19 protein-coding genes are annotated in these 19463 nt (G+C 66.2%); 10 read left to right on the top strand and 9 right to left on the bottom strand.

The genetic code is table 11. The features are described from left to right. Positions 1 to 123 precede the first annotated feature (123 nt). Positions 124 to 759 carry an SH3 domain-containing protein gene (locus VH569_RS14250; protein WP_423315928.1) on the top strand — a complete coding sequence of 212 codons (636 nt, stop codon included), beginning with the start codon at positions 124 to 126 and terminating at the stop codon, positions 757 to 759. Between the two features lie 63 nt (positions 760 to 822). On the opposite strand, the gene VH569_RS14245 is transcribed toward VH569_RS14250, so the two are convergent. The 4 genes from VH569_RS14245 to VH569_RS14230 all read right to left on the bottom strand — a co-directional run bounded on the left by VH569_RS14245 (position 823) and on the right by VH569_RS14230 (position 3899). Then, positions 823 to 2394 carry a GMC family oxidoreductase gene (locus VH569_RS14245; protein WP_423315927.1) on the bottom strand — a complete coding sequence of 524 codons (1572 nt, stop codon included), beginning with the start codon at positions 2392 to 2394 and terminating at the stop codon, positions 823 to 825. A gap of 77 nt (positions 2395 to 2471) precedes the next feature. Next, the gene (locus tag VH569_RS14240; RefSeq protein ID WP_423315926.1) at positions 2472 to 3026 is read right to left on the bottom strand and encodes a twin-arginine translocation signal domain-containing protein; all 555 of its coding nucleotides are present in this window, start codon (positions 3024 to 3026) and stop codon (positions 2472 to 2474) included. A 51-nt stretch (positions 3027 to 3077) separates the two neighbouring features. Continuing rightward, positions 3078 to 3473, bottom strand: coding sequence for a VOC family protein (locus VH569_RS14235; protein WP_423315925.1), 396 nt, complete (start codon positions 3471 to 3473; stop codon positions 3078 to 3080). 33 nt (positions 3474 to 3506) lie between these two features. Continuing rightward, entirely contained in the window at positions 3507 to 3899 is a 393-nt protein-coding gene (locus VH569_RS14230; protein ID WP_423315924.1) for a c-type cytochrome, read from the bottom strand. Positions 3900 to 4424: 525 nt separating this feature from the next. Between VH569_RS14230 and VH569_RS14225 the strand changes: the two genes are divergently transcribed. From VH569_RS14225 to VH569_RS14195, 7 genes are all read left to right on the top strand, one after another. Next, positions 4425 to 6089, top strand: coding sequence for an aromatic/alkene/methane monooxygenase hydroxylase/oxygenase subunit alpha (locus VH569_RS14225; RefSeq protein ID WP_423315923.1), 1665 nt, complete (start codon positions 4425 to 4427; stop codon positions 6087 to 6089). 118 nt (positions 6090 to 6207) lie between these two features. Then, positions 6208 to 7266 carry an NADH:ubiquinone reductase (Na(+)-transporting) subunit F gene (locus VH569_RS14220; RefSeq protein WP_423315922.1) on the top strand — a complete coding sequence of 353 codons (1059 nt, stop codon included), beginning with the start codon at positions 6208 to 6210 and terminating at the stop codon, positions 7264 to 7266. 45 nt (positions 7267 to 7311) lie between these two features. Further along, the gene (locus tag VH569_RS14215) at positions 7312 to 8445 is read left to right on the top strand and encodes an aromatic/alkene monooxygenase hydroxylase subunit beta (RefSeq protein WP_423315921.1); all 1134 of its coding nucleotides are present in this window, start codon (positions 7312 to 7314) and stop codon (positions 8443 to 8445) included. 34 nt (positions 8446 to 8479) lie between these two features. Further along, entirely contained in the window at positions 8480 to 8836 is a 357-nt protein-coding gene (locus VH569_RS14210) for an MmoB/DmpM family protein (protein ID WP_085086548.1), read from the top strand. Positions 8837 to 8952: 116 nt separating this feature from the next. Continuing rightward, on the top strand, positions 8953 to 10593 hold the full coding sequence (locus tag VH569_RS14205) for a molecular chaperone GroEL (protein ID WP_423315920.1): 1641 nt from the start codon (positions 8953 to 8955) through the stop codon (positions 10591 to 10593). 226 nt (positions 10594 to 10819) lie between these two features. Further along, positions 10820 to 12913, top strand: coding sequence for a sigma-54-dependent Fis family transcriptional regulator (locus VH569_RS14200; protein WP_423315919.1), 2094 nt, complete (start codon positions 10820 to 10822; stop codon positions 12911 to 12913). Between the two features lie 63 nt (positions 12914 to 12976). Continuing rightward, positions 12977 to 13357, top strand: coding sequence for a ribbon-helix-helix domain-containing protein (locus tag VH569_RS14195; RefSeq protein ID WP_423315918.1), 381 nt, complete (start codon positions 12977 to 12979; stop codon positions 13355 to 13357). Positions 13358 to 13384: 27 nt separating this feature from the next. On the opposite strand, the gene VH569_RS14190 is transcribed toward VH569_RS14195, so the two are convergent. Next, complete coding sequence (locus VH569_RS14190; protein WP_376964766.1) at positions 13385 to 14275, bottom strand: LysR family transcriptional regulator; 891 nt, start codon at positions 14273 to 14275, stop codon at positions 13385 to 13387. A gap of 162 nt (positions 14276 to 14437) precedes the next feature. On the opposite strand from VH569_RS14190, the gene VH569_RS14185 reads away from it, so the two are divergent. Both VH569_RS14185 and dctA read left to right on the top strand, forming a co-directional pair. Then, positions 14438 to 15538, top strand: a complete 1101-nt coding sequence (locus tag VH569_RS14185) for a 4-oxalomesaconate tautomerase (protein ID WP_423315917.1) — start codon at positions 14438 to 14440, stop codon at positions 15536 to 15538. Positions 15539 to 15567: 29 nt separating this feature from the next. After that, positions 15568 to 16947: a C4-dicarboxylate transporter DctA gene (dctA, locus tag VH569_RS14180; RefSeq protein WP_423315916.1), complete on the top strand. Its 1380-nt coding sequence runs from the start codon at positions 15568 to 15570 to the stop codon at positions 16945 to 16947. 73 nt (positions 16948 to 17020) lie between these two features. On the opposite strand, the gene VH569_RS14175 is transcribed toward dctA, so the two are convergent. The 4 genes from VH569_RS14175 to VH569_RS14160 all read right to left on the bottom strand — a co-directional run bounded on the left by VH569_RS14175 (position 17021) and on the right by VH569_RS14160 (position 19395). Beyond that, positions 17021 to 17683 (bottom strand): HAD family hydrolase, encoded by a 663-nt coding sequence (locus VH569_RS14175; protein WP_423315915.1) that lies wholly within the window; start codon positions 17681 to 17683, stop codon positions 17021 to 17023. Positions 17684 to 17726: 43 nt separating this feature from the next. Then, positions 17727 to 18086: a type II toxin-antitoxin system RelE/ParE family toxin gene (locus VH569_RS14170; protein ID WP_423315914.1), complete on the bottom strand. Its 360-nt coding sequence runs from the start codon at positions 18084 to 18086 to the stop codon at positions 17727 to 17729. Further along, complete coding sequence (locus VH569_RS14165) at positions 18083 to 18337, bottom strand: type II toxin-antitoxin system ParD family antitoxin (protein WP_098738398.1); 255 nt, start codon at positions 18335 to 18337, stop codon at positions 18083 to 18085. Before VH569_RS14165 ends, VH569_RS14170 begins: the two co-directional genes overlap by 4 nt. 191 nt (positions 18338 to 18528) lie before the next feature. After that, the gene (locus VH569_RS14160; RefSeq protein ID WP_423315913.1) at positions 18529 to 19395 is read right to left on the bottom strand and encodes an SDR family oxidoreductase; all 867 of its coding nucleotides are present in this window, start codon (positions 19393 to 19395) and stop codon (positions 18529 to 18531) included. Between the last annotated feature and the right edge of the window lie 68 nt (positions 19396 to 19463).

The raw sequence follows: 19463 nt of genomic DNA, 5'->3' as shown, positions 1-19463 counted from the left end.
AAAACCTCAAGCTAACTTCAGGTCAAGTGGAAATGTGGAATTCCGGTTTGGCGGATCATCCGACGGTCGCCATGCGTTGTTCGCGAAACGGTGCGCGGGGCACCCCCAACGGGAGGAACTGTCATGTCACGGTCGACGATCATGGTCCTGGTTGCAGTGCTTGGGTTGGCGGGAACGGCGTCGGTGCCGGCGCTGGCGGCGTCGGGCGACATCCATGCGGTGACGGGCGAGAAGGTCAATCTGCGTGCCGGTCCGTCCGACGATGCGGCAGTCCGCTCCACGATCATGCGCGGCGAGGACGTGGTCGAATTGCGGCGGGAGGGCAACTGGATGGGCGTCCGCGTCCTGCGCACCGGGGAGGAGGGCTGGCTGTTCTCCGATCTCGTCAAGCGGCAGAGCGCCAGCACGCTGGGCAGCGGCGAAAGTGCTCCGGCGCAGGCCGGGTTCGGCAAGCTTTCGCCCGGCTTCGACGGTCTGGTCGCCGGCATCGGCGAGCAGCTCGGCTACCGCTTCGCCGACAAGGTGGAGCAGGGCGCCAATGGCATGCTGAGGGTCATTCCGACCCAGGAATGGCTGTACAACACCAGCCGCGACGCCAAGATGTTCGCGGCGCTGGCGCTCTACCAGATGTGGAAGAACTACAACAACGGCAAGCCGGTGACGGTCACGCTGGGGGCGCAGGGACCGGCCGCCATTACCATCGCCGACGCTGCGAAGGGGCCGGAGCTTACCGGACCGGCCTTCAGCCCGGCACGCTGACGGGGGAAGGGCCGCAAGTCCCCGGCGCGTTCACGCCGGGAGGCTTGCGGTCCTCGCGGATCGTCAGATTTCCCGCTTGCTCATCTGGTCGGCGATGTAGTCGGCTTGCCGGATCGCCAGCGCGACGATGGTCAGGGTCGGGTTTTCCGACGCGCCGCTGGTGAATTGGCTGCCGTCCGACACGAACAGGTTCTTCACGTCGTGCGCCTGTCCCCACTTGTTGACGACGCCGTCGCGGGCATTGGCGCTCATCCGGTTGGTGCCGAGATTGTGGGTGGACGGGTAGGGCGGGGTGTGGATGGTCCTGACCGCGCCCACCGCGTCATAGACGGCCGAGCCGCGGCCATAAGCGTGGGTGCGCATGGCGATGTCGTTGGGATGGTCGTCGAAATTGACGTTGGGAATCGGCAGGCCGAACTTGTCCTTTTCCGTCGCGTGCAGGGTGACGCGGTTGGTCTCGCGCGCCATGTCCTCGCCGACCAGCCACATGCCGGCGATGTGGTCGTAAGCGTCCAGCGCCGAGCTGAAGTCGCGGCCCCAGGCTCCGGGATCGAGGAAAGCCGCCATGAAGGGCACGCCGAGCGACAGGGTCTCCATCTCGTAACCGCCGACGAAGCCGCGCCGCGGGTCGAAGCGGGATTCGTCGCGGATGATCCCGGCCATGGTGGTGCCGCGGTACATGTGCACCGGCCGGTCGAACACCCCATAAACCGAGCCGGTCATGTGCCGCATGTAGTTGCGCCCGACCTGACCGGACGAGTTCGTCAGCCCGTCCGGAAACATCGTCGATGCCGAGTTCAGCAGCAGGCGCGGGCTTTCGATCGAGTTGCCGGCGACCGCGACGATGCGGGCCTTCTGGCGGTGCATGGCGCCGGTGGCGTCGGCATAGAGCACGGCGTTGACCTTGCCCTTCGCGTCATGCTCGATCTTCAGGACCTGGGAGTTCGGCCGGACCTCCAGATTGCCGGTGGCCTCGCCCTTGGGGATCTCAGTGTAGAGGGTCGACCATTTCGCCCCCGACTTGCAGCCCTGGAAACAGAAGCCGATCTGCTGGCAGGCGCCGCGGCCGTCGCGCGGCTTGCTGTTGATCGACATGTTGCCGGTGTGGAACTCGCTGTAGCCCAGCTTCTTGGCACCGGCCGCCAGCACCTTGTAATTGTTGTTGCCGGGCAGGCGCGGGATGCCGTTGGTGCCGGTCGTCCCCATCTTGAACTCGGCCTTGTCGTAATAGGGCTCCATCTCCGCCAGCGTCACCGGCCAGTCGAGCAGGTTGGCGCCCTCCACCGCGCCGTAAGTGGTGCGCGTCTTGAACTCATGCTCCTGGAAGCGGAGCGAGGCGCCGGCCCAATGGACGGTGGAACCGCCGACCGCCTTGACGATCCAGGCCGGCAGGTTGGGGAAGTCCTTCGCCACCCGCCAGCTTCCCGAGGTGGTGCGCTTGTCCAGCCAGGAGATCTGCGAGAAGCTCTTCCACTCGTCGTTCACGAAATCCTGGATCTCGTGACGCCCGCCGGCCTCCAGGCAGACCACCTTGACGCCCTTCTGGGCCAGCTCGTTCGCCAGGGTGCCGCCGCCGGCCCCCGATCCGATCACCACCACGACGTTGTCGTCATCCATCGCGAATTTCGCAACCATGTCTCGGTCCTCCCCATTTTTTCGGGCATTCGGTGCGCGTTCGGTGCGGCAAGCATTGATGCAAGCCGGTGAGGCCGTCAGGCGTCCTTGATCCAGTCCAGATCGTCGAAGCCGCGGTGGATGTAGCCGCCATATTCGGCCGACGCCCCTTCGTAGCCGAGCTTCGCCCACACCTCCGGCTGGTTGTAGAGGGCGACCACCATGTCGCCGCGGACCTTGCGGAAGAAGGGCGTGGTCTCGATGGATTTCAGCACCGCGACACGGTCCGCCTCTGCCTTGATCGCGGCATAGGGAGCGTTGCGCAGCTTGCGCGCGGCGGCATCCAACGCCACCGCCCCTTCGTTGAGCTGGCCCGCCAGGGTCGCGTCCTTCGCCGCTTCCTGGTCCATCGAGGCCAGCGCCTTCTCGTAATAGGCGTCGCCCAGCCGGTCGTGCGGATAGAGGTCGCGCACCATCGCCAGCAGGGTCTTGGCCGCGTCGGGCTTGATGGCGGTCAGACCTTCGGCCCAGGCCGGCATCGCCGTGATCGACACCATCCCGCCGGAAACCGCACCGGCCGCCGCAACCGACGCGGCGGAGGTCTTCAGAAAATTCCGCCGGTTGAACCGTGTCCGTTTGTCGAGAACGCGCATGATCGACGTCTCCTTCCCATGGTTCGGTTATTGTTGGGTTGAGGTTTGGACTTACCGGTAGCGGCCGTGGCGTTGCAGGACCTCGGTCTTGTAGCCATCCGGATCGGTGACGAAGAAGAAGCGGGCCAGCAGCGTGCCGCCGGGGGCGAATTCCCTCACCGGGGTCACCGGGAAGCCCAGGGCCGCCAGCCGGGCGTGCTCGCCGTCCAGATCGTCCACCGCCACCGCCATGTGGCCGTAGCCGTCGCCATGGGTGTAGGGCGCAGTCCGGTCATGGTTGACGGTCAGCTCCAGCTCCATGTCGTTTTCGGCGTTGCGCAGGTAGATCAGCGTGAAGCCGTCGAAGCCCAGCCGCTCGGCCGGTTCCAACCCGAAGGCCTTGGCGTAGAAGTCCAGCGACCGCTGTTCGTCGAGGACGCGCACCATCATGTGGATGATCTTGGCCATGATGATTCCCATGAGGTCGTTTGAGGGAGGGCGTTACCGTTTGGCGCTGGTTTCCAAGAACTGGACGATGCTCTTGCGGACGCTGTCGTCGTCCTGCCGGTAGTTCATGTAGCTGCCGGGAACGAACTGGTTGGAGTTGGCCAGCCAGTTCTCCAGATGGCCGGTGTCCCAGGCGAAGCCGGCGCCGCGCAGCGCATCGGAATACTCGAAGCCGTCGGCCGTGCCGGCCTTGCGGCCGATGACGCCGTACAGCGGCGGCCCGGCGCGCGGCCCGTCGTCCTTCTTCACCGAATGGCAGGTCCCGCATTGCTGGCGGAACAGCGTCTCGCCGTCCGCCGCCGCGGATTTTTTCGTGAAGGGCGAGAAGGGTATGGACAGAAGGAGCAGCAACATCACCCAGCGGTGCGGCGACATCCTCGCGTGCATCGCATGCCTCATCGTTTGAAGTTCCTCCCGAAATTTTGGCCGAAATCATGGCCGAAGCCTTTGGGCGCCGCGACTTCGGACCAGCCGGTGCGGCACCGTCGATGAGACTGGAGCAAGGGGCGTGCCACGCCAGGCAAAGCCGCATTCGATAAGGGGAAGGGCGGGTTTTGTGCGGTGTCGCGGGAAATGGCTGTCCCAACTGTTTCATTATGGGACACCCATGGCGCGACAGATCGTCCCATGATGAGACAGTGCGCTAGACGAACATTCTTTAAAATCACTTGTCCGGCTGCCTTCGGCGTTCTGGCACGTCGATTGCTTTGTGGGGTGGGCGTTGCAACCGCCCCGCTTCGGCGGTCGCAAAAAGCCTGAAGCTGCGGACCATCTTCGCCGCGCTGCTGTGCGGCCCCGGTCCGGCCGATGATCCCGCCCTTGAACCTGTCGGTGTCCCGTCATCCGGCATAAGCGGCCGACGCGATCCTTCAGGCCCGGATCAACATCATCAAAATCATGGGGAGAGACGACATGCCGGATGGATTGACGCTGAACAAGATCACCAGCCAGAAAGGCATCGGCATCACCGAGGCGGCCCGCCGCGTCGCCGATCTCGGCTGGACGCCGTCCTACGTCAAGGAGGCGATGAGCTTCCCGACCGACTACAAGATCTCCAAGGCGCCGCGCGACCCGATGAAACAGGTCCTGCGCTCCTACTTCCCGATGCAGGAGGAGAAGGACAACCGCGTCTATGGCGCGCTGGACGCCGCCCTGCGCGGCGACATGTTCCGCAATGTCGAGCCGCGCTGGATCGAATGGATGAAGCTGTTCCTGGCGATCATCCCCTTCCCGGAGATCTCGGCGGCGCGCTCGATGGCGACGCTGGGCCAGCTGGCGCCGGGCGACGATCTGCGCACCGGCTTCACCATGCAGATGATCGACGAGTTCCGGCACTCGACGATCCAGATGAACCTCAAGAAATGGTACATGGAGAACTACATCGACCCGGCCGGGTTCGACATCACCGAGAAGGCGTTCGGCAAATGCTACGCCACCACCATCGGCCGGCAGTTCGGTGAGGCCTTCCTGACCGGCGACGCCATCACCGCGTCCAACATCTATTTGCAGGTCGTGGCGGAGACCGCCTTCACCAACACCCTGTTCGTCGCCATGCCGTCGGAGGCGGCGCGCAACGGCGACTATGCCCTGCCCACCGTCTTCCTGTCGGTGCAGAGCGACGAGTCCCGCCACATCGGCAACGGCCATTCCATGCTGATGTCGGTGCTGAAGGAGCCGGACAACCATCTGCTGCTGGAACGCGACATCCGCTATTCCTTCTGGCAGAACCACATGATCGTCGATGCCGCCATCGGCACGATCATCGAATACGGCACCAAGCACCGCGACAAGAACAAGGAATCCTACGCCGAGCTGTGGCACCGCTGGATCTTCGAGGATTACTACCGCACCTACCTGCTGCCGCTGGAGAAGTACGGCATCAAGATCCACCACGACGACGTCCACGAAGCCTTCGACAGCATCGTCAAGAAGAACTACGTCCACAAGATTGCCCAGTTCTTCTCCGCCGGCTGGTGGGCCAATTTCTGGCGCATCGAGGCGATGACCGAACGCGACTTCGAATGGTTCGAGAGCAAGTATCCGGGCTGGTACGACGAGTTCGGCGTCTGGTGGGAGAATTACGCCAAGCTCAGCAAGCCCGGCAGCGTGCCGATCACCTTCGCCGACACCGGCTACGTCTATCCGCACCGCTGCTGGTCGAGCCTGGTGCCCTGCGTCATCCGCGAGGATTTCACGACCGACGAAGTGGACGGCGAGCTGTTCACCTACGCCTCCGAGGTCGACCGCTGGACCCACAAGGAGGCCTTCGCCGCCGAGTACCAGGGCCGCCCGACCCCGGCGATGGGCCGCTTCTCCGGCCGGCGCCAGTGGGAGGAGGTCTATGACGGCTGGGACCTCGCCGACGCCATCCAAGACATGGGCTTCGTCCGTCCCGACGGGAAGACGCTGGTCGCCCAGCCGCATCTGTCCTTCGAGGAGAAGGACATGTGGACGCTCGACCATGTGCGTGGCCACACCATCCGCAGCCCGCTGCTGGCGCTCCGCGAAATGACGCCGCAACAGCGTCAAACGCATGTGGACGAGTACCGCAAGGGCTTCAAGATCCGCCGGGTCTGATCTCCCGCTCCTTCACTCGGGCCTGCCCCCCTTTTCCGGCCCCCTTTCCGGCTGGAGAGGGGGAACGGGATGCCCTGCGGACTTTACAGGCGGACATCGCCGCGGAGATCGACAGACCATGACCGCACAAGCGCTACAGAACAGCCCGGCCGTCCACACCGTCCGGCTGGAGCCGGTCGGCATCGAAATGGAGGTGGCGGAAGGGGAAACCATCCTCGACGCCGCCTTCCGCCAGGGCGTCTCGCTGATGCATGGCTGCAAGGAGGGGCAATGCTCCGCCTGCAAATGCCTGCTGATCGACGGTGACGTGGAGATGCTGAAATACTCCACCTTCGCGCTCTCCGATCCGGAGCGCGACAGCAACCACATCCTGCTGTGCCGCTCGCTGGCCTACAGCGACGTGGCGGTGGAGCTGCTGAACTATGACGAGGATCTGCTGTCCCGCTCCATCCCGGTGAAGGACTTCAACGCGCGGCTGGCGGCGGTGGAGCCGCTGACCCACGACATCGTCGCCATCGCGCTGGACCTCGACCAGCCGATGAAGTTCTGGGCCGGGCAATATGTCGACATCACGCTGCCCGGCATCGGCCTGACCCGCTCCTTCTCGATGGGCAACCCGCCGGCGGACGGCAGCAGGCTGGAGTTCATCATCAAGAAATACCCGGACGGCGCCTTCTCCCGCCAGCTGGACGGTGGGCTGTCGGTCGGCGACCGGGTGAGCGTCCGCGGCCCCTACGGCAGCTGCTTCCGCCGCGAGGGGCGGGAAGGGCCGATGATCCTGGTCGGCGGCGGGTCGGGCATGGCGCCGCTGTTGTCGATCCTGCGCGATCAGGCCGCCAGCGGCGAGACGCGGCCGGTGCGCCTCTTCTACGGCGCCCGCAGCCGAAAGGACCTGTTCCACCTCGACCAGTTCGAGGAGTTCGCCCGCAGCCTGCCGGACTTCGCCTTCATCCCAGCCCTGTCGCATGCCGAGGAGGGCGACGGCTGGACGGGCGAGACCGGCTTCATCCACGAGGTGCTGCGCCGGCACCTGTCCGGGATGGATGAGGTGGAGGAGGCCGACGTCTTCTCCTGCGGGCCGCCGCCGATGATCGACGCGGTGCTGCCGGTCCTGCAAATGGCCGGCGTCGATTCCGCGCGCGTCTATTTCGACAAATTCACCCCCGCGACCCGCTGAGACGGGCCACTGAGGCGGGCTTATGCAAACACGGGAGGAACGACAATGACCATGCAGGAAACCGAAACCGTATCCGCAGCCGCCGGGGCCAAGGTATTTCCGGGCTCCGACAGCCGCCGCTACAATTACTTCGAGCCGAAGGGCCGCAAGGCGACCCATTACGAGGACGTGACGGTCGACGTCCAGCCCGATCCGGAGCGCTATCTGCTCCAGAACTGGATCATCTCCTTCGGCGACGGCACGCCCACATATTCCAAGGACTGGACCGCGCTGAAATGCACGGACTGGCATGGGTTCCGCGCGCCCGATCAGGAATGGGAACGCACCCATTACCAGCGCCAGTCCACCATCGTCGGCATGATCCAGAACGTGGTGGAGAACGCGCGCCGCGCCGGGGCGCCCCAGCGCTTTGACAAGGCCTGGGTCGCCGTGCTCCAGAACCATGTCGGCGCCTTCAAGCATGCCGAGTATGGCTTGGGCACCGCGCTGATGCGGGCGCAGCGCTACGGCTACACCCAGATGGTCAACAACGCCATCCTGACCAACGCCTCCTACAAGCTGCGCTTCGCCCAGGATCTGACGCTCTATCTGGCGGAGGTCGGCAGCGATATCGGCGGGTTCGACCTGGATGCCGGCAAGGCGCACTGGCTGGACGATCCGATCTGGCAGCCCTGCCGCGAGGCGGTGGAGCATATCCGCGCCGCCACCGACTTCCTTGAGCAGTATTTCGCCGTCAACCTTGTCTTCGAACCGCTGGTCGGCGAGCTGTTCCGCAGCGGCTTCGTCATGCAGGTGGCCGCGGCGCAGAACGACTTCTCCACCCCGTCGGTCATCTCGGCGGCCGAAGCGGATTATGAGCGGAACCTCGCCAACGCGGTGGAGCTGTTCGCCCTGCTGCTGCGCGATCCGGCCCATGGCGAGGACAACCGGACCATGCTGCAAAGCTGGTTCACCCATCATGGCGGGCTGGCGGTGAAGGCGGCCTTGCAGCTTCAGCCGCTGTGGTCGCTGCCCCGGGTCAAGGCTGCCAACTTCGTCGAAGCGTTCGAGCGGGCGCGCGGGCGCGTCGCCGCCATCGGGCGGGAGATCGGCATCGACGCCGACCTGCCGGCCCTGCCGCCGGTCGAGGTCGGGCAGGCCGCAACTCCTGCGGCGGTTACCGACGCTGCTGCCGAGTGATCCTTCCCGCATTTCCGCCAAAAGGACGAAAACCATGAGCGTCACCACCGTGCAGCAGCTTTTCAAGCCGCTGAAGGACATCACCCAGGACGGCACCATCTCGCACCAGTGCGGCGTGACGATGAACGACAGCGTCGAGGCGCGTTGCATCGCCGAGGTGATGGAGAGCAAGCCCGGCATCACCGTCACCTATCTGCCGGCGATGATCCGCATCGACGGCGAAGGCAAGATCGAGTTCAAAATGAGCGAGATCGGTGAAGCGCTGGGCCGCGAGATGACCCCGCACATCTTCGAGATCTCCACCTCCACCCACTATGGCCGCATGGTCATGATCGACGAGGACACCGTCGTCCTCTTCGGCAACATGGACGATGCGCTGGCCTATGAATGACCTGAGACGAGTGATCTCGGGCCAATGACCTCGGGAAGGCGGGGCCTGCTTCAGGTCCGGTGGGTTCCGCCTCTTTTTTCAAATCCGCAAAATCAAAAATGGGAGGGAAAGTCGCCATGCCGAAGATGATGCTGCACCGTGCCGAAGCGCGGGCCGCGCTTGCCCGTGGGGTGGGCAAGCTGGCGCTGGCGGTGCGCGGCACGCTGGGGCCGAAGGGAACCAACGCGATCATCGACCGCCCCATCGGCACGCCGATGATCTCCCGCGACGGCGTCAGCATCGCCGCCGAGATCGAGCTGCCCTGCCGCTTCGAGAATATGGGCGCCCAGGTGGTGCGCGAGGTGTCGAAGCAGACCAACGACGTGGCCGGCGACGGCACCACCACAGCCACCGTTCTGGCCGACGCGCTGATCCAGGACGGTGTCGCCGTTCTGGCCGACGGTCACGGCTCGGTCGAACTGGTGGAGGGGATGGAGCGCGCCTGCGGCGTCGTCGTCGACCGGCTCCGCCACATCGCCCGGCCGTTGGAAAGCCATGCCCAGCTGGAGCAGGTGGCGACCGTCGCGGCGACCGATCCGGCGCTTGGCCGGCTGGTGGCGGACGCGCTGCGCCGGGTCGGGGTGGAGGGGGTGATCGACATCGAATACGGCCAGCCGGGCGCGCCGACGGCGCTGCATGTGCTGGAGGGCATGGTGCTGGACCGCGGGTTCCTGTCCCACCACATGGCGACCGAACCGACCGGCCAGAGCGCGGTGCTGGAACGGCCCTACATCCTGATGACCGACCACAAGATCACCGATCCGGAACCGGTCCTGCGTCTGGTCGACCGCATCGCCGCCGGGCACCGCCCGCTGCTGATCATCGCCGACAGCGTGGCGCCGGAGGTGGTGGCGGCACTGATGGCACTGCGCCGCGACGGGCGCGCCACGGTGGTGGCGATCAATCCGCCGGAATTCGGCCACTGGCGTCAGGCGACGATGGAGGACATCGCGATCCTGACCGGCGGGCGGGTGATCGCCCGTGACCTGGGCGGACGCCTCGACAGCGTGGCGGCGGAGGATCTGGGGGGCGCCGACCGCATCGAGGTGTCCGCCGGCCGGACCACCATCCTGCGCGGCCATGGCAATCCGGACGCGCTGGCGGCCCGCCGCGCCCTGGTGCAGCGCCAGTGGGAGGAGGCGCCGCCCAACATCGAGCGGGACAAGCTGTCCCAGCGGCTGGCGAAGCTGACGCACGGCACCGCCCTGATTGAGGTCGGCGGCGCCACCCCGGTGGAGCAGAAGCGCACCGCCCAGCTTCTGGAGGATTCGCTCGCCGCCGCCCGCGCCGCGCTGGCGGATGGGGTGGTCCCCGGCGGCGGTACTGCGCTCGCCCGCGTCGCCCCGCTGCTCGACCGGCTGGCCGAGGATGTGGGGGAGGGCGAGAGGGCCGGGGTGCGGCTGGTGCAGCGGGCGATGCTGCAACCTTTGATCTGCATCGCGGAGAATGGCGGGCTGGACGGGGCCGGCGTCGCTGCGCGCGTCGCCACGCTTCCCGACGGGTCCGGTTTCGACGCCCGCAGCGGCCGGTTCGGCGACCTGTTCGCCGCGGGCATCATCGACCCGGTCAAGGTCACCACGCTGGCGTTGCTGAACGCGGTCTCGGTCGCCAAGCTGGTGCTGACCACCCACACCCTGATCGCCGACATCCCCGACGACGTCGATCCCACCGCCGGCCCGGCCCGCGGCGGCGGAATGGAACGGTACGGGCGGACCTGACCCTTTCCCGGCCGTAACACCCCACCTCCCCCTTCGGAGAGAAAGGCAGGAAAAAAGCCATAGAGTAATCCGCTACTACCGCTCCCGCTTCGGTTCGGCTTATGATTTCTTGTACAAACAATCCTTGATGCGGAGCATGTCCGGATTAGCCTCCGCATCCCTTGTCCAAAGACAATCGGCGCATCGGAAACACTCCACAGAAGACGCCGGGAAGCAGGGAGGGACAATGTTGGCCAACGAACAGGCTGGCGCCGGCCGTCTGGCTGTCGCTTCGCCGGCACCGGCGCTCCACGCTCTGGTGGATGGCGAAACGGCGACGATGAAGGCATGGGAGGATTTCGTTTCCGGCTCGCGTCGGGACAATCTGCCCGTGCGCGACGTGGTCATCCGATCCTGGGCGCGATGTCAAAGCTTCCTGGTCGATGCGCGGGCTGACGCCGCCCCGGTGATTGGCCGCGATCATATCGAGGCGTTGCGCCGCGACAACCGTGACCTGCTCCAGGCGGCGGCCACGACCCTGGCGGAGGCGGCGGACCTGCTGTCCGGCACCCGCACGGTGATGCTGATCACCGATGCCAACGGCGTGGTGCTGGAGGCGGCCGGCGACCGTGCCACCTTGAGCGTGGCGCGCGACATCAGTCTGGCCTGCGGTGGACAGTGGGGCGAGACCTTCGCCGGGACCAACGGCATCGGCACGGCGCTGGCGTCCAAGCAGCCGGTGCTTGTCCAGGCGGCGGAGCATTACTGCGCCGGCATCAAGGGATGGAGCTGCGCCGGGGCGCCGATTCACGACCCTGTCGACGGATCGGTGGTCGGCCTGCTCGACATCTCCGGCCTGAAGCAGAGTTTCACCGGGCAGGCGCTTGCCCTGGCCGTGGTCGCCGCCCGGCAGGTGGAATGGAACCTTGCCCGCCAGACCGAGGCCGAACATGTGCGGCTGCTGGAGGCCTGCCTGGAGGACAGCCAGAAATATGCCGGCGAAGGACTGATCGCACTCGATGCCCGCGGGCGCCTGCTTTATGCCAGCCGCAAGGCAGCGCATCTGCTGAAGGCCAGTTTCGGATCGGATCTGCCGCAGCTGAACCGGGGGACGAGGCTGCCGATAGCTGGGATCGCGGGCGGGCTCGGAGGTGGGGCAGCAGACCGGTTGCCGGTTCCGGCCGACTGGGTCCGGCCGCTGATCCTGGATGGCGAGCGGCGGGGAACGCTGCTGGTCATCCCCGCTGCGGCATCTGGCCGCCCATCCGCCGGCCGTCGCGCCGTGCCGGACGAGTCCGACCACAGCCGCTCGCGCTTCGCCGACATCGTCGGGGACAGCGACAGCCTGCGCATGGTGATCGGGCAGGGGGAACGTCTGGCGCCTCTGCCGGTCCCCATTCTGATCGAGGGCGAGACCGGCGTCGGCAAGGAACTGTTCGCCCGCGCCGTCCACGGCCACAGTGCTGCGGCCGGCGGCCCCTTCGTGCCGTTCAACTGCGGTGCCGTCTCGCGCGAGATGCTGGGCAGCGAGCTGTTCGGCTATGTGCGCGGCGCCTTCACCGGCGCGGCGGCGGAAGGGCGCATCGGCCGCTTCGAACTGGCGGACGGCGGCACACTGTGCCTCGACGAGATCGGCGAGTTGCCGCTCGACCTTCAGCCCTATCTGCTGCGGGTTCTGGAGGAAGGCGTGCTGTACCGCATCGGCGACAGCGTGCCGCGCCGGGTGTCGGTGCGGCTGCTCGCCATGACCAACCGGAACCTCCGGCAGGAGGTCGCTGCCGGCCGCTTCCGCCGCGACCTGTACCACCGCCTCGCCGTGACCGCCCTGCGCGTGCCGCCCCTGCGCGACCGCCATGGCGATGTTCCCCGCCTGATCTCCCACTTCAACGGCCTGCTGGCGCAGCGGCACGGCCGAGCGCCCGTCCGTTTCACCGCGGCGGCGCTGGATCTCCTGCAACGCTACGACTGGCCGGGCAATGTCCGGGAGCTGCGCAACGCTGTCGAACGGGCGGTCCTGCTGTCCACCAGTGGCAGCATCGACATCGACGACCTGCCGGACGAGCTGCGCGATGCCTGCGGTTGCGTGGCGGCCGATGGGTGGCCGTTGCTGGGATCCCCGGCCCCGCCCATCGTGGCGCCCGGCGCCATCGCATCGACTCCAGTGTCGCCTCCAACGGCAATGGCGCTGACAGAGACCGAACAGAGGACCATCAAGGACGTGATTGCGGCAACCGGTGGGAACCTGTCGGACGCGGCGGCCGTCCTCGGCATCTCGCGCAGCACGCTGTATCGGAAAATGAGCCAGCACGGCATTCAGCGCATATCCGCCGGCAAGGCGTGAAAGCCGCTCCGTCCAAAGCAACGGCAGCCGGGTTTAAAACCGCGTTCAAGGAAGGATGGGCGCATGTGCCAGATCTTCGTCAACGCCGATCCGATCCTGTACGAGGCGCGGTCACGGTCGGTGCGCATCCACGGCATGGTCACCAGCATCCGTTTGGAGAACCTGTTCTGGAACGTCCTTGCCGACATCGCCGCGGAACAGGGGACGACGACGAACAGGCTGATCCTGTCGCTGTACGACGAGGTTCTGGAGGCCCATGGGGCCGTGCAGAATCTCGCCTCCTTCCTGCGGGTCAGCTGCGTGCGTTACCTGACCATGAAGCCGCAGATGCTTCTGTCCGGACAGTCCGGCGGCCTTCCGGAGGTTGCGGACACGTCGTCCGCCGCTGACGGCGCGTCGGTCGTTTCGCTGCGGCGGGACGGACGGCAGCAGGACAGGGCGTAACGGCGGACTGCCAGTCACAGCAGCCGGTTACAGCCGCCAGGAGCCGAGCAGGACTTCGAGAAAGCGCGCCGCCATCGGTGAGAGGATGGCGCCATGCCGCCGGACGACGCCGATGGTCCGGGAGATCTTCGGATGGCCCAGGGGAAGGGTCAGGATGATGGGATGGCCGGAGGACGGCGTGGCGAGCTTGGGAAGCACGGCGACGCCGAGCCCGGCCTCCACCAGACCGAGCGAACTTGCGAGATGCGTGATCTCGTAGGACCAGTTGAGCTTCAGGCCGTGCTGCGCCAGGGCGTTGTCGATCAGCGCCCGGTTGCCGCTGGTCCGGCCCACGGTGATGACCCGGTGCGCGGCCAGCTCGTCCCAGTTCACCACCGTGTGGGCCGCCAGCGGGTGATCGTGCCGGCAGGCGACGACGAAGGGATCCTCGGCCAGCGGCGTGAATTCGATGTCCGGATGCGAGGTGCCGATGAAGTTGATGCCGAAATCGGCCTCGCCGCGCGCCACCGCCTCCAACCCCTCGTTGGCGCCGAGATCGAGGATGCGGATGCGGATCCGCGGGAACGCGATGCTGAAGCGGCTGATCGCGTTGGGGAGGAAATAGAACACCGCCGTCGGGACGGAGGCGATGGTGATCTGGCCGCCGCTCCGTGCGCCGAGATCGCTGATCCCCAGCAGAGACGTTTCGAACTCGTCCAGGAAGCGGCGGACCTTGGGCATGAAATCGCGCCCCACCATCGTCAGCGCGACATGGCGGGTGGAACGCTCGAACAGCGCCACGCCCAGCGTGTCCTCCAGCTTCTGGATGCGGCGGCTGAGCGCCGGCTGCGACAGGTTCAGAAGCTCGGCGGCGCGGTTGAAGCTGCCCAGCTCCGCCACGGCGATGAATGCCTTCAGATCGACCAGCTCGAAATTCATGCCCGGCTCCACAGGAATTTTGCCCAGCTTTGCTGGCCGCACATTGATGCGTGAAATGGAATAATAGTGCGAATCAATGCATTTCACAAATATCGTTCGCGGACAGAATATCGGCGCATCGGCTTTCTTCGCCACCGGCGAACCCAAGAGAAACCCAGCGCCATGACAAATTCGATGAACCGCCAGATCGGCATTCCCTGCGTGATGATGCGCGGCGGGACCTCTCGCGGCCCCTTCTTTCTGGCGTCCGACCTTCCTGCCCTTCCGGCGGAGCGCGACGCCCTCCTGCTCTCGGTGATGGGGGCGGGGAACGATCTGGGGATCGATGGCATCGGCGGCGGCAACCCGCTGACCAGCAAGGTCGCCATCGTCGGTCCCGCCACCAGGGCGGGCGCGGATGTGGATTACCTGTTCGCCCAGGTGCGGGTGCAGGAAGGGGTGGTCGACACGTCGCCCAACTGCGGCAACATGCTGGCCGCGGTCGGCCCCTTCGCCATCGAGTCCGGACTTGTCCCGGCGGCGAACGGCGTCACGGTGGTGCGCATCCACAACGTCAACACCGGCAAGCTGATCGAGGCCCGCATCCAGACCCCCGGCGGTCAGGTGGCCTATGAGGGAGAGGCCGTCATCGACGGCGTGCCCGGCACCGCCGCCCCCATCCATCTTGCCTTTCTCGACGCCGCTGGCGCCAACACCGGCCGGCTGCTGCCCACCGGATCGCCGGTCGACCTGATCGACGGGATCCGGGTGTCCTGCGTCGACGCCGCCATCCCGGTGATGCTGGTCCGCGCCGCCGACCTCGGCAAGACGGGGTACGAGCCGGTGGACAGCTTCCGGTCCGACCGGGAGTTCATGGCCCGGCTGGAGGCGCTGCGCGTCGAAGCCGGCCGCCGCATGGGCTTTCCCAACGCGGCCGGCATGGTGATCCCCAAGCCGGTCCTGCTGGCCCCGCCGACGCGCGGCGGCACGCTGTCCGTCCGCTATTTCATGCCGCACGATTGCCATCGGGCGATGGCCATCACCGGCGCCGTCGCCACCGCCACCGCCTGCACCATTCCGGAAACCGTGGCCGCCACTTTGGTGGGACGGTTCACCATGCCCGGCGACATCACCTTCGAACATCCGGCCGGCCGGCTGACTGTCCGCCTCGAGGCGGGCCAATCCGCGCCGACCGCCAGCATCCTGCGCACCGCGCGGCGCCTGTTCGAGGGAACCGTGTTCGCCCGCCCGTCGACCCGGTCGCGGACCGCCATGGCGGCCTGACGCCACAGAATCAGAGAGGAGGAAACGTTATGCGTCCACAAACGGGGACCGATACCCTGACGCCGGGCAAGCCCAAGGCCATCTACAAGGCGCTCTATTTCCAGGTCGTCGTCGGCCTGACCCTGGGCATCCTGGCCGGCCATTTCTGGCCCGATTTCGGCGCGGGCCTGAAGCCGCTGGGCGATGGGTTCGTCAAGCTGGTCAAGATGATGATCGCGCCGGTGGTCTTCTGCACCATCGTCAGCGGCATCACCAGCCTGAACGACACCCGCGAGATCGGCAAGACACTGGTCAAGTCGATGGCGCTGTTCTACGCGCTGACGGCGGCGGCGCTGCTCATCGGGCTGGCCGCGGTCATGATCATCGAGCCGGGCGTCGGCATGCATGTGTCGCCGTCGTCGCTCGACCCGGCGGTGGCCGCGCGCTACGCCAAGCAGGCCGCCCCGGTCGGCTTCACCGACTTCCTGATGCACATCATCCCGCATTCCTTCTTCGGCGCCTTCGCCGAGGGCGAGGTGCTGCCGGTGCTGCTCATCTCCGTGCTGGTCGGCTTCGGCCTGACGCGGGTCGGCAAGGCCGGCGAACCGGTGGTGCAGGGCATCGAGTCCTTCTCCCACGTGCTGTTCGCCGCCTTCGGCTTCATCATGAAGCTGGCTCCCATCGGTGCCTTCGGCGCGATGGCCTTCACCGTCGGCAAATACGGCATCGACAGCATCGGCTCGCTCGGCCTGCTGATCCTGACCTTCTATGTCGCCTGCGGCGTCTTCCTGGTGGCGATCATCGGCACGCTGGCCCGTCTGCACGGTTTCAGCCTGTGGAAGGTCCTGCGCTACTTCCGCGAGGAGTTGCTGATCGTTCTCGGCACCTCGTCCTCCGAGCCGGTCCTGCCGCGCGTCTTGCAGAAGTTGGAAGCGCTGGGCTGCAAGAAGGGCATCTCCGGCCTGGTTCTGCCGATGGGCTATTCCTTCAACCTCGACGGCACCGCGATCTACCTGACCCTCGCCTCGCTGTTCATCGCCCAGGCCTGCGACATCCACCTGTCGGCCGGTCAGATCGTCGCCATGCTCGGCGTCATGCTGCTGACCTCCAAGGGTGCCGCCGGCGTCACCGGCAGCGGCTTCGTCGCCCTGGTCGCCACGCTGACGGTGATGCCGGACCTGCCGGTCGCCGGCGTCGCGCTGCTGGTCGGCATCGACCGCTTCATGTCCGAAGCCCGCGCCCTGACCAGCATCATCAGCAACTGCGTCGTCAGCATCGTGGTGTCGATCTGGGAAGACGCCTGTGACCGCGAGGTTCTGCACCGGGAGCTGAACCAGAGCAGCGCCGGCACCGAGCGCGTCCTGGAGGGGATGGGTGACATCCCGGTCATGCCGCTGACCGCCCGCGCCCCCGCCCATCCGTCCCACTGAACGCTCGACAGCGGCCCGACGATTGGTGCGGAGGACCGGTCCGGAACCGGCCTTCCGCACCCATCGGGCGGCTTCAAAGCGTGGCAAGGGCTGCGGAAAGGTCACGCAGATCGGCGATGGTCAGTGTTCCGTCGGGGAAGGGGTGGCGGCCGTCGGCATCGCGCACCCCGACGAAATGCAGGTCGAGAGCCGTCGCCGCCGCATAGTCCTGAACGGCATCGCCGACGAAGGCAACGCGGCCGGGACGCAGGCCGTGGCGGGCGATCAGCATGGCAGCCGTTTCCGCCTTACTTGGCGGGCTGCCGTGGACGGACACGAATCGGTCGGTCATGCCCCGTCGCTCGGCGATGCGCAGCATTTCCTCATGCGGCGTCGCGGAAATGATGAACAGGGCGGGTCGGCCGGCATGGGTGGCCAGGAAGTCCGTCGCGCCGGGAATTTCGGCGCAGGCGATCACCGCCTCCTCCACCGCGGCGGCGAAACCGGCGACCATCCGGTCCAGCCGGTCCTCGTCCAGGGCGCGGCCGAGAATATCGCGTTCGAAGCGCGCCAGCTTTTCCCGCCGCGGCATGCCGCCATTGTCCCGGTGATAGGCGCGGATGGCGTCCTGAACCTCCGGCCCCTCATGGGCATACAGCGTGGCGAAGGTTTCACCCTTCAGGTCGTTGGAATCGCACAGCACGCCGTCGAAATCGAAGATGACCGCGTCCCACCGTTCCTGAAGCCTGCCGTCCATCCCCTATTGTCTCCTGATCTCGATTGTTGAAAAGCGATGCCGGTCATGAGAGGCCGGTCAAGGATCGGGCCACCTTGCGCCGTGGTTCCATGCCTTCATGAAGCACACGCAGGATGATCGTGCCGATTGTCCCATCGGGCAGGAGCCCGGTCGTGTAATAGAGGCAGTGCGCGGCAGCACCGCGTCGGCCTGCTGCCAGTTCCAGATGGAACAGACGAACGTCTGGACCAAGTTCCGGACGCGGCAGCATTCCCGGCCGGTCAGGGACCTCGGCAACCATCTGGATCGCCTTTTCGATCAGCGTTGCATAGGTGCGCAGTTGGGCGGTTCCAAACCGTGTCCGCGTCGTGCGCAGGATATCCAGGATGTCGCGCTCGGCTGGAGCGGTGAGCCGGTGGCTCATTCCCGAGCAACCTGCTCGGCAATATCCAGGGCTGATCGGGAGGAGAAATCGCCTTGCGCCGCCGCCGCAAGTCCGGCAGCGACCTCGCGCCGCAGGATGGCTATCTTCTCCTGCTCCTGCGCGCGATCCCGTTGCAGCAGGCGCAATGCCTCGCGAACCACTTCACTCGACGACGCATAACCACCCGTCGCCACTTCATGCTCGACGAAATCGACCATCTCGGACGGAAGACTGACATTCATCGTCGCCATGGGTGGCTCCTCGTCATGACCGGCCGTCATTATGGAGAGTATGGCAAAATTTGTCAAAGTATCACCCTCTTTGAGGGCGGGGCACCATACGCGAGGTTCTGTTACAAAGTCCGACAGCAAGCCGGGGGCTGGTCTCCGTTACCCTCAAAGCTGTCGTCGAACTTTGCAACCGACCCAAGGATCGTGAGGTTTCAGGCCGCAGCGAGCGCGGCGGCGAAGCTGCGGTAGCTGTGCAGCGGGCGGCCCAGCAGCTTGGTCAACCGCTCGACATCGCCGGCTTCGGGGATCATGCCGTCGCTGACGTAGCGCTCGGCCATCAGGCGCATCTCATAGGCGGTCCATTTCGGCATGAAGGAGGCCATGGTCCGCTCGAACCCGCTGGGATCGTCGCCGCCATAGACCACGGTGCGGCCCAGCAGATCGGACCAGATCGCTGCCACTTGCGGACCCGTCAGCGTATCGGGGCCGACGAGGTTGATGATGTCCACCGGCAGTTTCCCCGGCGCCCGGTCACGACGGATCAGCTCGATGGCCGCGACCTCGGCGATGTCCCGCGCATCGACCATCGCCACGCCCTTGCTGCCGATCGGCATCGGGTAGACGCCGTGGCCGGTGATCACGTCCTTGATCATCAGTTCGTTGTCGATGAAGTAGGACGGACGCAGGATGGTGGCGCTGAAGCCCATGCGGTCGAGCATGCGCTCGGCGCCGAACTTCACGGCGAAATGCGGCACGTTCACCGCACGGTCGGCTTCGAACACCGACTGATAGACGACCCGTTCGACGCCGGCCTCGCGCGCAATGTTCAGGGTGACGAGCGCCTGGGTGAATTCGTCGCCGGTGACGGCATTCAGCAGGAACAGGGTGCGGATGCCGCGGAAGGCAGTACGCAGCGCATCGATGTCCAGCATGTCGCCCTGGGCGACTTCCACACCGGCGGGGAAAGCGGCTTTCGACGGGTCGCGGGTCAGCACGCGCACGTCGGCGCCGCGCTTGACCAACTGGTCGACGACATGGCGGCCGACACGGCCGGTGGCTCCGGTAACGAGGATGGTCATGGGGGTCACTCCGCTTTGGGGTTCAGTTGACGCCCTTGACTTTACCGATCCATGCAGGGTCCGATAGG

This window comes from Azospirillum sp. 11R-A (assembly GCF_049472615.1).
In the GTDB taxonomy this organism is placed as follows: domain Bacteria; phylum Pseudomonadota; class Alphaproteobacteria; order Azospirillales; family Azospirillaceae; genus Azospirillum; species Azospirillum palustre.
The sequence above is the reverse complement of the archived record's forward strand: the minus strand, read 5'-3'. Positions and strand labels throughout refer to the sequence as shown.